Source organism: Clostridium sp. chh4-2, assembly GCF_002899675.1.
Taxonomy (GTDB): domain Bacteria; phylum Bacillota; class Clostridia; order Lachnospirales; family Lachnospiraceae; genus CHH4-2.
Map to the genome: position 1 here is coordinate 97,509 of NZ_PKUU01000015.1, position 16,878 is coordinate 114,386.

Genomic DNA, 16,878 nt, shown 5'->3' on the forward strand with positions numbered 1-16,878 from the left:
TCCTAAATTCTTTCTTCACTCAAGACAAATGATCCACAGCCGCCCGCTCAATCGAAAGACCTTTTGCATACCGGGCGATAAATTGATCGAAACCTTCCACATCCACAGGGTCCGGTTCCATACTGGTCCCGCTTTCTCCGGCGAACACCTCTTCTGCCAGGTAATCCACAAGCGTCTGACCCTCTTTTTTCTCTTTCATATAAGCCGCCAAAAGTGCGATTCCCCAGGCGCCGCCTTCGCCGGCTGTCTCCATCACGGAAACAGGAGCATTCATAGCAGCCGCCATGATTTTCTGTCCCACGCCTTTTGTCTTAAACAGACCGCCATGGCCGTATACCTTATCTACCTTGATTCCCTCTTCTTTTAAAAGGATATCGAGACCGGTTTTCAGCGCCCCTAAAGCGGTGAACAGATGAACTCTCATGAAGTTGGACAGATTAAACCGGCTTTCCGGTGTGCGCACAAACAGCGGCCTTCCTTCTTCAAAACCGGTGATGTGCTCGCCTGAAAAATAGTTGTAAGCCAGAAGTCCTCCGCATTCGGGGTCACCTTCCAACGCCTTTTGATACAGCACGGAAAACAGCCGGTCCTTGTCCATTTTCATGCCAAATGACTCCGTAACTTCCTGGAACAAAGAAATCCAGGCATTCAGATCCGACGTGCAGTTGTTGCAGTGAACCATTGCCACGGGATCTCCGGACGGCGTTGTCACAAGATCGATTTCCGGGTGAACCTTTGACAACTCTTTTTCCAGAACGATCATAGCAAATACGGATGTTCCGGCAGATACATTGCCTGTTCGTACAGCCACGCTATTGGTGGCCGCCATTCCGGTTCCCGCGTCTCCTTCCGGCGGACACAGGGGGATTCCCGGCTGTAATCGTCCGGAACTGTCTAAAAGCACGGCTCCTGCTTCTGTCAGCGTCCCCGCCTGTTCTCCGGCTGTTAATACCTTGGGGAAAATGTCTTCCAAACGCCAGGAAAGTCCATTTGCCTCAACCAGCTGGTCAAACTGGTTCACCATGCTGGAGTAATAGGTTCCTGTGGACGGATCGATCGGAAACATGCCGGATGCTTCCCCCACTCCCAGCACCTTTTGGCCGGTCATTTTCCAGTGAACATAACCAGCAAGCGTGGTTTGGAAATGGATATCGGATACGTGCATTTCCCCGTTCAGCATAGCCTGATACAGGTGGGCAATGCTCCATCTCTGAGGAATCGGGTAATGAAACAGCCGGGTCAATTTTTCCGATGCTTCCTCCGTTATGGTGTTTCTCCAGGTGCGGAACGGCACCAGCAGATTATCGTCTCTGTCAAATACCATGTATCCGTGCATCATCGCACTGAAGCCAATGGAACCAATGGTTGTGAGCTCTGTTTTATACAGCTCCTCCACTTCTCCCGCCATTGCGCTGTAACTGTTCCTGATTCCCGTCCAGATGTCCTCCAGACTGTAGGTCCAGATATGATCCTCATACCGGTTTTCCCAGTCGTGGCTGCCCGATGCGATAGGCGTGTGATCCGGCCCTGTGAGCACCGCTTTGATTCTGGTGGAGCCCAGCTCAATACCAAGGGAAGTGCGCCCCTCCCGGATCGCTTTTACTAATTCTTCTCTGTTAAGTCCCATAAAATGTTCCTCCCGTCATTTATATTCAGTAATTTTCAAACAGCTCTGTAACATCCCATATTATATTAAGTCTATCGTAACTCTTTCCAGTTGTACAGCACCTTTCTCAATTTTCTGACCGGCCGGACTGTTGTTATTAGTTACAGCCCCTGCGGCCCCTGCCGTCCGTTCCGGTTTGGGCAGTTTGCAGGATCTTTCCTGTGACTTTGCAGGGTATTAGCAATTCTTAACGCGCAGAATTTTTCGTTCAAGGGAAATGTCCACTTGTTTGAGCGGAGCGAGTTTGGACATTTCCCTTGGTTTTTAGAAAAATCCTGCACGTTTAGAAGTGCTTATACCCGAAACCGGAACAGGAAAGATCCTGCAAACTGCCCAAACCGGAACGGACGGCAGAGGCCGCAGGGGCTGTAAATAGTAACGGACTGCTGTTGGAAATAAAAACTTAACCTTCTATGTTCTATAATTTTTTCTTCTTTTATGGTAAACTTAATAGGCTTTCATAATTCTTATTCTGTTAAATCCATAGCCTTTGGATTTTAATTTTTTAATTGAAACAAAACCGATAATTCATACGTCTAATTTATATAATGAGCATTTAATATACACATTTGATAAAACGGGAGATCTTAAAATGACGGAAAATACAAAAAATAAAAAAGCACCCGGGAAAAAGCCGAAAACGCCTTCCCGCACATCCGCCAAAGCGCGGGAAAAAAAGATGCGCGAGGAACGGATGAAGGGCACGCTGCTCTTCGGCCTGAAACTGGTCATCGTTCTGGCGCTGGTCGCAGGCGCTGTCCATGCATTTCCCTATGCAAAAGGAATATACAAAAACAATCAAAGCCGGGAACTTTCGGCCAATGCGGACGGCAGCTTTTTGCCGGAAAGCACGCTTCCTGACGATATAGAGAATTCCCAGCCTCAGACTGCCTTGTCCTCTGACGAAACTTCGCCGTCAAAGCCTTCTTCCAAACCGGAGACAGAAAAAGCATCGTCAAAGGCGTCAAAAGCTGAAACTTCGTCTGAACCGTCCTCTGACGAGACTGTAGCTGTAAAAGTGGATGCCCTTGATCCCAATGCCCCGACTCCGGTTTTGGATACTCCGGTTCCGCCGCAAGCCCAGATCGCACCGGAAGCGCCGATCGCTCCGGAAGCGCCAACCGCTCCGGAAGCCCAGAACATTGCCCCTCAGGCGGAAACAGTGGAAAATACCGTTCAGCCGCCGGAGCTTCACAGCATATTATCACCCGGAACGGTGGACAGTTCTAAACCGATGATCGCATTTACCTTTGATGACGGGCCTTATACAAAAGTGGATAAGAGGATATTGGATGTTTTGGAATCTAATGGAGGACGGGCTACATTTTTCATCGTCGGCAGCCGTGTAGATGATTATAAAGAAACACTGACCCGGATTTATACCACCGGTTCTGAGATTGGAAACCATACTTACAATCATAAAAACCTGGAAAAACTCCCCCCGGAAGAGGTGCTGGCCCAGATAGAGATGACCAATGATGCGGTTGAGGCCGTAACCGGCTACCGTCCAAAACTGGTCCGGGTGCCTTACGGCGCTTATCAGGGACAGGTGGCCGAACTGGTCAATTACCCGATTATTCAATGGAATGTGGATACGGAAGACTGGAAGAATAAGGATAAAGCGTCCGCGCTGGCATCCATTCTCTCCCATGCGAAAGACGGAAATATCATTCTGATGCACGATCTGTATCCCAGCACCGCGGAAGCATTTGAAGAAGCGGTTCCACAGCTGATTGCACAGGGGTTTCAGCTGGTGACCGTAAGCGAAATGTATGCGGCAAAGGGAATTGGGATGGAACCTGGGAAGGTATACTTTAATATTAGGTGATTTTTTACATCAAGCGTGAAGGCTTTTTCAGAAAAGCCTTCACGTTTTACGTTAAATCGTCAAGGCATTTCCGGAAAAGCCTTGAGGTTTGATGTAAATCTCACTCGTTATATCTCGCCCCATATCTCGCCAGCCCTAAAAGCAGTCCATAATAGATCACAGACACCGGCACACAGCAAACCAACACCATGAACATACGGAAAATGCCTTTCAATCCTGTAACAAAGTGCAGGGCCTGCGGCAGCGTCACTTTATCGTAAACCATGCCGGTCAATGCCGGAGCCTGATGAATTAAGTATGCCATAACAAGGGCTCCCGCCATAATAACCGCAAATACCGCAATTAAAATGATTGCCACACATGCGTATTCTTTGCGGCTGATTTCTTTTACCTCATTTCCCATAATATTATCCTCCTATCAACTTGATATAGGAAAATTCTATTACCGGTTTATGACTAAATTATGAATTTTGCCATTAAGGAATCGTTAAGGTTGAAACGTGACAGGCGGACACGGGATATCCCCCCTCCGGCCCGGCCCCATACCCAAAGCCAAGAACGAACCGCCGCCTAAAATAACCCGTTATATTTGGGAATCGGGTAATCCAATTCATAGCATTTACATAAGTTAATAAAGCTCTGAATCGATTTGGACAGCAGTTTATCTCTGTGATAAACGATGTAAAAGCAACGTTTAAACTCAATTCCCTCCACTTCCGCCATGTAGATCATTCCCTTTTTCAAAGGGCCTGACACCATGCGTCTGGGCACTACGGAGATGCCCAGGCCGTGAATCACCGCATTCACAAGTGCGGTGGTGCTCATCGCTTCCCACATGGGGGTTATGGACATATTATTGACGGCCATGACCTGTTCAAACACTTCCCTGGTTCCGCTTCCGTGTTCTCTCAGAAGGAAACGGTGCTTCTTAAACTCTTCCTTGGTCATCGTCTGACCGGAATAAAACGGCTGACGGGCAGGTGTGATAACAGCCAGCGTATCTTCCATATAGGCTTCCGCGATCAGATTTTCCTGGTGTACCGAGCTTTCATTTAAAACAAAATCCAATTCATTGTTCAGCAATTTCTGTTCCAACGTATCCGAAGTGTCGATCAAAACCCTTACATCTACATTGGGGTATGATTTATTAAACGCTTCCACATAGTTTGCCATGAACTGTGATCCGATGGTGATGCTGGCCCCAATTCTCAAAATCCCAAAAGAATCCCAATTTTTAAGCCCTTTTTCCATATCGTCAAACAGAGTTGAGATGCGCAGCGCGTATTCTCTGAATTGTTTGCCGGCCTCGGTTATGTACAGGCGCTTTCCGATACGGTCAAATAAGTTTACGCCATAGTATTTTTCAATCTCTTTTATGGCCAGCGTAACTGCCGGCTGGGCCATATACAGTTTTTCTGCCGCCTTGGTCAGATTGTTTCCGCACTCACAGACGGATAGAAATATGTGAACATGCCGAATCGTCATAGTCCGCCTCCCTATATAATAAAAACGTTATGTTTATTATATGATTATATTATTTTTTTTATATACGCACAAGTGATATATTGAAGTTAAGAAGAAGTGCTCATATCCGAAACCCAAACCGGAAAGGTTCTGCAAACTGCCGGAACCTGAACGGGCGGCAAAGACCGCCGGGGATATGAACAACAACGCGATTCATCCATGAGGAGGGAGATTATGAATTACTACATTCATTTTGGAAAGCTGTATCTGCGAAAGAAAAATCAACAGGAAATCTGTTTGTGTTACATCAAAGGGCCGTTTTATTCCACAAATAAAACCATAATTTCTTCCAAAGACAACTCCATTTTAAAAGCGGAAATTGAACAGAAACAAAAGGACGGGAAATTGGACAGCAGGAAATATCTGCTGAAAGACGAGGCAGATCACATCATCGCGGAAGGCCATCCGGAATATGCGGAAGGCGCCGATCCTTGGCCCGTTTCTCATGCGCCCCGTGTTAACCGCCTACACATCAATATGCAGGATTCGACTTACGAACTGAAAATGCTGAACAGCCAGAATTTTGTGATGAAAGACCAAAAAGACTGCAGCGTGATGGAAATCATTCACAATGACATCGGCGGCGGATGGAATACGGTTATCTATAAAGATTTTGATTCCTGCATTGTCATGGGAATGTTCGTCTTCTGCCGGTTCCTGGATAAAGAAAATGAATTTATGGTTGTTTAGAAAGAATAAAGGGTAAACAAAAATGGAAAAACATATTTTAAGAAAACTGTTCTTATCGACTTTATATCTGAGTGCATTTACATTTGGCGGCGGTTACGTAATCGTCACACTGTTGAAAAATAAATTCGTGGATGACCTGCACTGGATTGACGAAGAGGAAATGATGGATTTAGTTGCGATCGCCCAGTCTTCGCCCGGAGCAATTGCAGTGAACGGGGCGATTGTGGTCGGCTACAAACTGGCCGGTTTACCAGGAATCAGCTGTGCAATATTAGGAGCGATCATACCGCCGTTTCTGATCCTGACTATCGTATCATTTTTCTACACCGCATTTAAATCCAATTTCTTCATTCAAGCTTTGTTAAATGGAATGCGGTCCGGGGTTGGCGCAGTCATCATCTCGGTAGTATATGATATGGGAAGCAGCGTCACAAAAACAAGAGACCCCATTTTACTGGTCATCATGGCCGCCGCATTTATCGCCAATTACTACGCCAAAGTAAATGTTATCTTTATCATACTTCTGGTCGCACTTTTAGGAGTCGTCCGCACACTATACCGTGAACATAAAAGGGGAGGGGTACCGTCATGACCTATATCAGACTTTTTTTAGCATTTCTTCAAATCGGCGCCTTCAGTTTCGGAGGCGGTTACGCCGCCATGCCCCTGATTCAGGCACAGGTAATTGATAAATATCACTGGCTCACAATGACCGATTTTACGGATTTAATCACTATCGCCGAGATGACCCCGGGCCCTATCGCAGTGAACTCCGCAACCTTTGTGGGCAATCAGATCGCCGGTATTCCGGGCGGGCTTATCGCAACGCTGGGGTGCATTCTGCCATCCTGCATATTCGTAACGATTCTCGCCAAAATCTATACAAAATACAGGGATTTAACCTTAATGCAGGGCGTCCTGGAATCCCTGCGCCCAGCCGTTGTCGCCATGATCCTGACAGCTGGCATTACGATCCTGATTCCCGCCTTTTTTTCCAGCGGACATATCGGATTCCTGAGCGGAAACTTCCAGCTCAGGCCGGTTATCTACTTTATCGGCGCGGTAATCCTTCTGCGCAAATGGAAAACCGATCCCATTAAAGTTATGGTCTCCTGCGGAATTGTAGAAGTAATCTATCAAAGCGCGGTCAGTTTCCTCTAAACTGACCGCGCCGGCTTTCATCCACAAACTTACATTTTTATTCCCAAGTTTTCCACACATCCGGCTGATAACCAACAGTGGCCTTCTTTCCGTTTCTCACCAAAGGAGTTTTCAAAACCTGTTGGTTTTCCAGTATCTTTTCCTCTTTGTCTTCCTCGGCGATGTATTGGATCAGAGCCAGAAGGTCTTTATCTTTACAATTTTCATCGATCATCTTTGCATAGCCGCCGACGGCCTGCTTTACACTGTTAAATTCCCCTTTGCTCATGGGTTTTTCTTTCAGATCGATGAACTGAACCTTGATTCCCCGCTCTTTAAAGTAGCGCTGCGCCTTTTTTGTATCAAAACATTTTGTTCTTCCAAATATTTGTATGTTCATATCAAGCCTCCTGCTATTTCCTATTGCTGCCGTTATTAATCTTCGCTGTCTTCTTCCTTCATCAACTGCAGAAATTCTTCCAGAGCCTCATCCTGTGAATATTCATATTCCCAATCGATCAGCCTGTCGCTAAACCAGTCTTCTGTTATCTTCTCCTTATCCAGAACCATTCCCCAAATTTCCTTTTGAGAATCCTCATCCAGGCCGGCGATTTCCAGAGTGACCAGGTAAAGCTCCTGTTCTGCAGCCTCTTCCAGTTCACGGAAAATATTTACAGTGATTCTCAGCATCTCCGTCGCTTTATCAGCTATATTTCCATGGGACCTTCCCATCCAGACATCATAATCATAGATTTCCGTAGTTTCATCATAAAGTTCTTCCAGGTTTTCCAGCCGGGTTTCGTATTCTCTGTGGTCGGAATATTTTCCGGCTGCCTCCAGAAGTTTCTGCTTCAGTGCCTCGATCCTTTTTTCATCTATCATTTTTCATCCCGCCTCATTCCGTATACTGTTTTAATGTCTTCCATAACTGCCAAACCCCAGCCGATATTCCAAGGGCGTCCAGAAGGCCTTTTTTCTCCAGCTCCAAAAGTTCAATGGTTTTTTCTCCATCCCCGGATTCATAAAAACCATTTTTCTTCAGCAGATTCTTCTGGTTTTCATCCAGCTCCCATGGAATGATATCGTCTACTGACAAAATCTCCGCTTCTTCCAAAGCATTGAAGACTCTGTCATATGAACCTTCCGAGCCCGACACATCCCCATTTTCATCAATATCAAACGAATAGGACAGATCAAAAAGAATGTTATGCAGGGTTTCACGGTCATTTTCCCCCTCCACTTTACTGCAGAATTCCTGCGCCGCAGGCCGGATGATATGCTTCTCAAAGCCGGCGCCGTCAAGTTCTAAAAGCCCCTGGTCCATCTGACTTTCATAAATACGCCATAACCGGGTCATCGCCCCAGAGCATATATTCTTTAAATCACGGCTGTATTCCAAAGCCAGAGTGCCGGTGTGATCCAATTTCTTCCTGAGATAAGCTAAAACCAGAATAATATTATTGGAAAAACAATACCATTTGCCAAGACTCAGGAGAATTCCGCTGTTTTCCAGAGTATCAATCCAGCCCTCCTTTGGCTCCAATAATTCTTCCGCTTTCTCTGTCAGCATTTTACGGGTCCAGATCAATTCTCCTGTATCTTCCTCCCCAAGGCCGTAAATGTACTCCGCCGCTTCCAGTCCGCCGCAGCCCATACATCCGCCTATAAACTGAAAGATATCCTCCAATGCCTCTTTCAAGCCGGATGCCAGCCTTCCCTGCCTTTCAATAACTGCCAGCAAAAATGTCAGCGGTTCTTCAAATCTTACAAACTCATACCAATACCACGGCTCCCATTCCTCTCTGATCCTTAAAAGTTCATTCTTTACCTCTTCAGGTAGGGGCACCTGCAAAATGTATTCGGAAATATCTTCAATATAATTAAACCGTTTCCCCAGAAATTCCGCTTCAAACCGGGATACGATGGAATCGTATTGCTTCTCGTCCTCTAAATCTTCATCGTCCTCCGGCTCATCGTCCTCTAAATCCACATTATCCAGCCATTGATCATAACGCATCACCGTCTTCTGAAACTCATCACTCATTGTCAGATCATACTTATTAAAATCCTCGATTCTGGCATCTTCCAAATCGGCAAACAGATAGATATCCCCCTCGGCCGCAGCCATGCACATCTCACCCCGGTAAAAGATCTCCAGATATTTTCCGATTGCATCTTTATTCTTTTCCACATAGTCATTCCAGGATTTGCTGTACTCGATGTGAAAAGGCTCGTCCTCAATGCGCATCCTGTTTTTCATGGCCGCATGGAAATAAGCGGAGATCAACTGCTCTTCATCCTCAAAAATGCCTTGTGCCAGTGCACAGACTGCGATTTCAGGAAATTTTATAATATCCTCTCCATTCATTTTCCAAGGAGTCTTTTTTAGCTTATCCAGCACTATGTTAAAAACAGAAACAAACCAGGGTCTTAATTTTCCGCACTTTTCTTCCCTGTATAAAGATATAATCTGGTATACCCGGCTGTAACCGGCTTCCGACTGTGGGAGCGACTGGTAATAATACCGTTCTCCGGCTTGAAGCGCTTCTCTCTGCTTCCACAAAAACATGGACTCGGAATTGATGAGAGCGATCGCCCGCTCCATCACTTTATGATAAAAACTGTTTACTCCTCCGGCCTCATCTAAAAGCTCCAGCAGCTGAATGCATTGAAAGAAATAGCCGCAGCTTTCAAGCAGCAATCCCTTTTGCTGCTCCATATTCTGCATCAGATACTCATGCATAAAATCTCTCGCCGACGGATTCCGGAACTTTACAATAATTCTATCATTATTTAAATAGGGATCTGTTCTAATTACAGTCCGTTCCAGTTCCGCAATCACCCGGCCAAACTCTTTAATGTTCACCGGATTTCCAAAAAACGGCAGCAATTTCGTATAACACGCTTTTACATAGTCCAATTCCACCGGAACCGGCATCAAATAAAGAGCCACATAAAGCGCTCGTGCCTCCGGCGACAGATCACCAAATATCTTTTTCCAAAAATCATTGGGATTTCTCAAATAATTCAAAAATTGATCACTGCACTCTTCCGGCCTCATCTCCGGCGTAACAATATCTTTTACAAATGCTCCGATCACACGGGGATTATAATTGGGCGAAGAAACAATGCTGCGGTGCATGTGAAACAGCTCGTTTAGCTGATCCGGCGTCAGCATGGCTTTCTTCAAATGTTCCAGATAGATCTTTACCTTTTCCACATTTGAATAGTCCTCCAGCCTGCACTCCAGCTTGTTCTTTTCCATATTCCGCCGCATGTCCTCATTCTGCTTCAATCCCTGTTCCAAAACGTATTCCCTGGTGGTCATGATCAGAATAAAATCATCGCTCTTCTGAACCAGATCGATAAACCTTTGAAGGCGGCCTTCTTCCCGTCCCGCCTCCATCCGTTTCCACGCATTACCGCCCCAGAAATCATCATAAATCACGACTTTCTTTCCGCTCATCTGATGAGCCCGGTAAAGATCTTCCACCTCATTTGCCCAGACAAACGTGGTATATTGCTTTTTAAAACGGTAATAGAGGGAAAGCTGGTATGCTAATGTCGTCTTTCCCATTCCCGGTTCCCCGGATATGATGATCACCTTGTTTTTCTTCAACTGGTTCAGCGCCTTATAATAGACCTGGGTTTCCACAAAAGTCCCGGCGTTTTCAACCGCATTCTTTAGTTCAATCCTGGACTCTTCCATCAGCGCCCCATAAACCGTTTCCTGGAGCACGCGCTTTAACATATCGGTATTTTGTATCCACAATTTAAAATATTTTTCTTCTACCTTGGAATAGAGACCTCCGAAGCCGCTCAAATAATTATTCAGGTCATTTTCTCCCACAATATCCTCTTCCCGCAGAATATAAGGTTCAAATAATTCTTTGATCCTCTGCTTTTGAAGAGGCGAAAAATTCTGAGTGGTCACCAGAATATAGCGGTCCGGTTTTATCAGATCCATCTTCTCCTTTTCTGCCTTCAGCTCTTTCAAGTGCAGAACAGAAGTATTTTTCCAACGTTTTGCCTGCAAAATCGTACAGAAGCCGTCTTCTCCCAGACACCGGGCATCCATCCCGCCGTCTTTTCCCTCGCCAAATGATTCAAATCTGAGATTATCCCTGACCTGGATCATATCTCTCGCAAAGTCCTGGAATTCCAGAGCTTCAAATATATCATGAAAATTGTAACCGCTCACTCTATCACCTCAGTCAGTCATGAAACCATTATAGCAAATCCTGGTTATCTTTTATGGTATTTCCGCTTAATAACTATTTCATGTCTTTTCTCAGCTGAAACTTACCAATCCATTCCTTCAAAAGAAGAGCCTGGGCGGAAAATTCTTCGCTGGCCGCCGCGCTTTCTTCAGCGGTTGCCGAATTAACTTGTACAACGTTGGAAATCAGTTCAATTCCCTGGGTTACCTGCTCTACGGAACGCGCCTGATCGCTTGAAGCTTCGGAAATGCCGTCAATCGCCTCCACCACAGTCTTAACCCCTGCCACAACTGTCTCTAGGGATTTTGCAGTCTCGTCTGCAATCTTCTTCCCTCTCTCCACAGCGTTTAAGGAATTTTCTATCAAAACAGTGGTATTCTTGGAGGCCTCCGCGCTCTTAGAAGCGAGGTTTCTGACCTCTCCCGCCACAACGGCAAATCCTCTGCCGCTTTCTCCTGCCCGCGCAGCTTCCACCGCTGCATTCAAAGCCAGCAAATTGGTCTGAAATGCAATATCTTCAATCACTTTAATAATCTTATCTATTTCCCGTGAACTCTCTGAAATGTCCTTCATCGCAGCCAGCATCTCCTTCATCCTGAGATTGCTTTTAACCGCTTCATTTTCCACGGAATATGCCTGCTTATTGGCATCCGCCGCATTTTCAGCATTTGATGTGATCTGATTGGAAATCTCGCTGATGCTGACAGCCAGCTCTTCCACCGCGCCCGCCTGTTCGGAAGCCCCTTGCGAAAGCGCCTGGGCGCCGGCTGAAACCTGCTCTGAACCGCAGGATACCTGTTCTGCGGAAACATTAATCTGCCCCATCGTAAGGTTCAGAGAACTTATAATCTTCTCCAACGCATCGCGGATAAACCGGAAATCTCCAATGTATTCCCCATCCACCGTCAGATCCAGGTTCCCATTTGAAATTTCTCCCAGCAGATAGGAAACATCGTTTATCATCTCTTTTAAAGCCTGAATGGACGCGCGCACGCTGTCAGCCATAAGTCCGATCTCATCCTTACTATGTATCTGTATATCCACCTCCAGATTTCCCTGGGAGAACTCTTTCATATTATCGCTGATCTCAGACAAAGGCCTCATCATTTTCCGGATTATTATCACAATAACAGCGATTAAAACCGCCAGAATAACAAATGCCAGCAATACTAAAACCGTTATCAGCTGATTCCTGGTAGCGTTTACCTCAGACATAGGCAGCGTAGCCGCCGCAAGCCATCCGGTCACTTCGCTGTTACAAAACATGGACGTATAGTCAATGCCATTATAATGAAAATCCACAATGCCATTATATCTGTTAAGGATCTTTTCTTTATAACTTTCAGATATATTCAGGTCAGATATATTTTTCCCTGTCGCATACGGATCATCGCTGTAGATATAATCCGATTTCTTGGAAATCAGTTCCAGATAACCATTGTCGCCGATTTTTATCCCGGAAAGAAGCTTGGTGAGACTGCTTACATAAACATCGAAACCAAAGTATCCCTCCGCCTCTGATTCGTCCGGTGAAAATACAGGCGCCACCACGGAGACAATCTCCTCCTTCGTCGCCGGGTCCTGATAAGGCTCTGACACTACAACCTCTTTGCTTTCAAGAATTTTCTTATACCAGCCGGTATCCCTCAAATCCGCCTTCACCACCTCCCCGGTGGAAAGCAGATAACTGTCCGTTTTCACGTCAGCCGCCCACACCTGCATGACCTCTTCTTCAGACATGCGCTCCAACGCGCTTGAAAGTATCTTCAAAATCTCATCCCGTTTCTCATATGTCCCGATGTCCTCAGGGCTTAAAACGCTGCCGAAATACGCCTGAAGTCTGCCGTCCTCCTCAAACATGCTGACCGCAGCAACCTTCCCGCTGAAAAAATCATCCACAATGGACACCGCATAATCCGCCTGGGCATCCAAAACTTTCGTGTTCAGATTTGAAATAGCCTGCGATACCATAATACAGGAAGTGACAATCAAAATCACCAATGACGGAATTAAAACAGCCAAAATACTCATATTGATTTTAAAAGAAATCGATTCCTTTCCCCTGCCTACTGCTTTCATCCTTTTCCCCACTGGCTGACTTGAATTATTTGTCATTAATTTACCCCCATTATTCTTTATAATTAAACCTGCAAATGTATTTACCGCTCATACGGCCTTACACCTATAATTATCTGATCTGCCTTATGAAAATCATCTAATATTGTGCTTAACATTCATACAATTTATTATACCATCCCCCCTGAAAAAGGCAACGCACTTCATTGTTATTTACCTGAATTGGCAGGGGGACGCACGGAATCGGGAGGAGGAACCGGGAAACGAAGGGCGGAGGGGCCGTTTGGGCCGGGGAAGGAAGATGCAGCCGGATGGGATTCGGGATTCGCCCCTAAGAGCTACTAAGGCCCGTAAGGACAGAACGAGGCAGGCCAGCGCCATTCGCGGCGAACTCTTGATGACTTCGCTGCTCAACGGCGCTTTAGAAACTGAGACGGAAATCAGTTTCTACCTGCCTCGTTCTGTCCTTACGGACCTAAGTAGCACTACAGGGGTTCCATACGATCCCATCCGGCTGCATCTTCCTTCCCCGGCCCAAACGGCCCCTCCGCCCTTCGTTTCCCGGTTCCTCCTCCCGATTCCGTGCTGGTTTTCGCTGGCCTGGTTAAAAACAATGGTTATGCTTCGGTATTTATGCAGAATCACATTTACATAGATTGTCAAAGGATTTTCAGAAATGCCTTCAGATTTTACTTTAAACGTCAAAGCATTTCACTAAAAGACCTCACCCTTTACATTAAAGGGTGAAGGCATTTCTGAAAAAGCCTTCACCCTTGATGTAAAATTTACTCACAATCCACCAAATCTTTTTTATCCTTAGCCAGCCAAGCACCAGCCGGAAAGAAGGGGAAACCTGGGCGGGCGGCGGAAATGGAAACGGATAGGGGATCGTGTGCAGACCCTTAGTGATACTTGGTCGGCAAGTGCGGAAAAAGGCAGACAAATACTGTATTCCGAATCAGTATTTGAGGCGCCACTGAACGATGAAGTCATAAAGAGTTCATCGTGAATGGCGCCGCGCTGCCTTTTTCCGCTCTTGGCGGCCTAGTATCACTTAGGGTCGTAACCCGAATCCCCTATCCGTTTCCATTTCCGCCGCCCGCCCAGGTTTCCCCTTCTTTCCGGCGTCCCTTAGTTAACTAAACAAAGATTTACATCCCCCCTTAAAGTAAAAGGGAGAAATTTATTTCGCCTAGGTCCTTTATGCAGAGAACATCCGGAGCCTGGTCTCCGCCTTTTCGCTGTATGAGAACCGGTTTAATGCCTGCTGCTCTGGCCCCTTGTACATCAGATGAATAAGAATCACCGATATGAATGACCTCGTCTGCCCTGCATCCGCAAAGTTCCAATGCCTTTTCGAAGATTTCCTTACGGGGCTTATATGCGTGTACCATATCGGCGCAGACAATTCCCGCCGGAGTTAGTTCATGTTTTGCCAGCGCCTTTTCCACATATTGAACTCCATTGTTGCTGATAACATATATTGGGGCCGGACATTTTTTATAAAATGCTTTCACATCTGGGAAAAGCGGAGCATTGACCCAAAATCCTTGAATCAACGCATGCAGTTCCTCCAGATTATCCTCCAGCTGAATCTCCTTTTTAAATTCCCCCAGCAGACGGTCCACAATTTCATCCTCTGATAAATAGGTGTTTAGATAACTGTTTTCCTCATACTTTCTCAGGCCTGTCCACCAAAGTTCCATGACCTTCCCGGGATCTTTCAGAGAGCTGTTTTTGCATATCCTCATTACGACTTCTTTGATCTCCGGCCCCTTCTCCTGGACGGTTGTTCCTGTATAATCCATAAATACTGCTTTCATGTGTACTGTCTCCTTTTATGCGATGCCAGATGCCTTCTGGTTTGCATCTTAACACGTTTTCCCGCTTATATCAAGTGACTCGTCCGTATGATTTCAGTCATCCGCCTTCAACTCCTGCCAATTTTCTTCCCCATAAAACAGGCTTACGATGTCCTCTGCCAGTAGATTATTTCCATACTCCTTCATAAAAAATTCCGCGTACAGCACATTATCCGTAATGATGCCGTCTGCACCGCACCGTAAAATCTTTTTTATCGCATGTCCGGAATTTGCGGTCCAGCCGTAGATTTTCTTTCCCTGGAAATGTGCCAGGGCTGCCATTTCCTGCGTCAGGGAAGTTGTCTCGACACTATATCCGTCCACGGCGTTTAAATTATCTTTACCGGTAATCAGGATTGCGGAGATATAAACCGTCTCCACTTCCGAATCCATTTCCCTGATTCGTTTTAAGATATTCAAGTCCATAGAAGCTATCATGCACTGATTTTCCATGTTGTACCGGCGAACCAGCTGCAAAACCCCAGATTCGATCCCATTTTCATGACCGCTCGCCTTCAGTTCCAGCATCAGGCGTATCTTTCCTTTGGCCTCCCGTAAAAATTCTTCCAGAGTAGGAACCGCTTCTCTTCCGGAATCTGCATTCAGTTCCTGCAGCATTTCATAATCTGCGTCCCATACATTCAGATTCACCCCAGCCGTCCGTTTAAAGTTGGTGTCATGCATTACAATCAAAGTCCCATCCCCCAACTGCTGAATGTCAATTTCCGCCGCATCCGCACCGTCTTCAATGGCGGAATGCAGGGCTGCGATGGTATTTTCCGGAACAAATGCCGCTCCGGCCCGGTGGGCGATGATCATAGGCGAACCGAAATCGTAAGGCAACAACCCTCCGTCAATCTCGGTCTCACTATATATAAACAGCAGATAGACCAAAAGGACCATATTGCACAGTCGAAAAAGCGCTCGTCTAAATGCCCCGCCCTTCTTTTCAGCCCCCAAAAATGATGCCTGGCGGGATTCACCTCTGCACTGATGGTAAAATACCATGATGGTCCCGCATAGAAATGCGGACGTCAAAATACTTCCCACAATCTGTATAACCCTCAGCCAGCCCACAAGATTCAACCGTAATACATAACGGCCGCTCCCGCCGGCATAAACCAGCTTTGTATAGAATCCGGCAAACAACATAAAGGCGGACGACAATGCCAGGAATAAGATTATGAAGCAGAACGTCAGCCCAATCACCTCTGCAGCTATTTTGATCTTTCTTCTTCGCAGAAGCTTTAAGCTTTCCTTCCATGATTCCCGGAACGAAATCCCTTCAAAAAGCAAAGCCGGAACACCAAACAAATACAGCAAAAGCAGAATGTGAAACAGAAGGAGCAATCCGATAAATATGCCAAATAATACAGGATTATCTCCTAAAAACTTCAATATAAATCCCGGTATGCGAATATTTTTCAGATATCCGCTTATTGGAGAAAATACAGAAAACATCAGCACCGGCAGCATTACGGTCACGCCGATTTTTGACGGTTTTATCAGCTGGACGGTCTTTGACGCCGCCTGTCCGCACATCTGAAAAAGCGAAATTTTCTTATCATGCCACCCATATTCACATAACACCATAAAGGCGATTATTTCATATGCAGTATAAAGCGCTGTCAAAAACAGCACGGCCAGGCATATGAAAACAGCGGCCGGGCTTTTAAACAGCTCCCCTATATTTTCCTGGCTCAGATATCCCAAGCCGGCAGAGGCCGGCAGAAGACTCAATAAATGCCGGATAAAAGAGAATACTATGGTAAATCCAAATGTTTTATAGGCAATCTCGAAATAGATCAGAGATGTCCAGTTTTTGAAGATTATTTTTAAAATCATTCTGAAGTTCTTCATACTGCTTCCGGT

15 protein-coding genes are annotated in these 16,878 nt (G+C 45.9%); 5 read left to right on the forward strand and 10 right to left on the reverse strand.

Annotation, left to right across the window (positions count from 1 at the left end; translation table 11 throughout):
* Positions 1 to 19: 19 nt before the first annotated feature.
* Positions 20 to 1,627 (reverse strand): FGGY-family carbohydrate kinase, encoded by a 1,608-nt coding sequence (locus tag C0033_RS16255; RefSeq protein ID WP_103228942.1) that lies wholly within the window; start codon positions 1,625 to 1,627, stop codon positions 20 to 22.
* A gap of 631 nt (positions 1,628 to 2,258) precedes the next feature.
* Here C0033_RS16255 and C0033_RS16260 point away from each other — a divergent pair.
* On the forward strand, positions 2,259 to 3,494 hold the full coding sequence (locus C0033_RS16260) for a polysaccharide deacetylase family protein (protein ID WP_242984523.1): 1,236 nt from the start codon (positions 2,259 to 2,261) through the stop codon (positions 3,492 to 3,494).
* Positions 3,495 to 3,594: 100 nt separating this feature from the next.
* On the opposite strand, the gene C0033_RS16265 is transcribed toward C0033_RS16260, so the two are convergent.
* Together C0033_RS16265 and C0033_RS16270 are read right to left on the reverse strand one after the other, a co-directional pair.
* Positions 3,595 to 3,897, reverse strand: coding sequence for a hypothetical protein (locus tag C0033_RS16265; protein WP_103228943.1), 303 nt, complete (start codon positions 3,895 to 3,897; stop codon positions 3,595 to 3,597).
* 167 nt (positions 3,898 to 4,064) lie between these two features.
* A complete protein-coding gene (locus C0033_RS16270) occupies positions 4,065 to 4,979 on the reverse strand; it encodes a LysR family transcriptional regulator (RefSeq protein ID WP_103228944.1) in 915 nt (304 codons plus the stop codon).
* 213 nt (positions 4,980 to 5,192) lie between these two features.
* Between C0033_RS16270 and C0033_RS16275 the strand changes: the two genes are divergently transcribed.
* From C0033_RS16275 to C0033_RS16285, 3 genes are read left to right on the forward strand one after another with little or no spacing between them, the layout of a single operon-like run.
* The gene (locus tag C0033_RS16275; protein ID WP_103228945.1) at positions 5,193 to 5,708 is read left to right on the forward strand and encodes a hypothetical protein; all 516 of its coding nucleotides are present in this window, start codon (positions 5,193 to 5,195) and stop codon (positions 5,706 to 5,708) included.
* 22 nt (positions 5,709 to 5,730) lie between these two features.
* A complete protein-coding gene (locus C0033_RS16280) occupies positions 5,731 to 6,300 on the forward strand; it encodes a chromate transporter (RefSeq protein ID WP_103228946.1) in 570 nt (189 codons plus the stop codon).
* Complete coding sequence (locus C0033_RS16285; protein ID WP_103228947.1) at positions 6,297 to 6,869, forward strand: chromate transporter; 573 nt, start codon at positions 6,297 to 6,299, stop codon at positions 6,867 to 6,869. The genes C0033_RS16280 and C0033_RS16285 overlap by 4 nt, the downstream gene beginning before the upstream one ends.
* A gap of 37 nt (positions 6,870 to 6,906) precedes the next feature.
* Here C0033_RS16285 and C0033_RS16290 read toward each other — a convergent pair whose 3' ends face one another.
* From C0033_RS16290 to C0033_RS16305, 4 genes are all read right to left on the reverse strand, one after another.
* On the reverse strand, positions 6,907 to 7,248 hold the full coding sequence (locus tag C0033_RS16290; protein WP_103228948.1) for an arsenate reductase family protein: 342 nt from the start codon (positions 7,246 to 7,248) through the stop codon (positions 6,907 to 6,909).
* 35 nt (positions 7,249 to 7,283) lie between these two features.
* Entirely contained in the window at positions 7,284 to 7,730 is a 447-nt protein-coding gene (locus C0033_RS16295; RefSeq protein ID WP_103228949.1) for a hypothetical protein, read from the reverse strand.
* 13 nt (positions 7,731 to 7,743) lie between these two features.
* Positions 7,744 to 11,049, reverse strand: coding sequence for a hypothetical protein (locus tag C0033_RS16300; RefSeq protein ID WP_103228950.1), 3,306 nt, complete (start codon positions 11,047 to 11,049; stop codon positions 7,744 to 7,746).
* Between the two features lie 73 nt (positions 11,050 to 11,122).
* A complete protein-coding gene (locus C0033_RS16305; RefSeq protein ID WP_347501147.1) occupies positions 11,123 to 13,099 on the reverse strand; it encodes a methyl-accepting chemotaxis protein in 1,977 nt (658 codons plus the stop codon).
* Positions 13,100 to 13,366: 267 nt separating this feature from the next.
* Here C0033_RS16305 and C0033_RS27660 point away from each other — a divergent pair, with 267 nt between their 5' ends.
* Positions 13,367 to 13,489, forward strand: coding sequence for a hypothetical protein (locus C0033_RS27660; RefSeq protein WP_278320757.1), 123 nt, complete (start codon positions 13,367 to 13,369; stop codon positions 13,487 to 13,489).
* 102 nt (positions 13,490 to 13,591) lie between these two features.
* On the opposite strand, the gene C0033_RS27130 is transcribed toward C0033_RS27660, so the two are convergent.
* The 3 genes from C0033_RS27130 to C0033_RS16320 form a co-directional block, all read right to left on the reverse strand.
* A complete protein-coding gene (locus C0033_RS27130; RefSeq protein ID WP_103228952.1) occupies positions 13,592 to 13,849 on the reverse strand; it encodes a hypothetical protein in 258 nt (85 codons plus the stop codon).
* Positions 13,850 to 14,307: 458 nt separating this feature from the next.
* The gene (locus C0033_RS16315; RefSeq protein WP_103228953.1) at positions 14,308 to 14,967 is read right to left on the reverse strand and encodes an HAD family hydrolase; all 660 of its coding nucleotides are present in this window, start codon (positions 14,965 to 14,967) and stop codon (positions 14,308 to 14,310) included.
* A gap of 93 nt (positions 14,968 to 15,060) precedes the next feature.
* A complete protein-coding gene (locus tag C0033_RS16320; RefSeq protein ID WP_180994774.1) occupies positions 15,061 to 16,851 on the reverse strand; it encodes a glycerophosphodiester phosphodiesterase family protein in 1,791 nt (596 codons plus the stop codon).
* Positions 16,852 to 16,878: the final 27 nt, after the last annotated feature.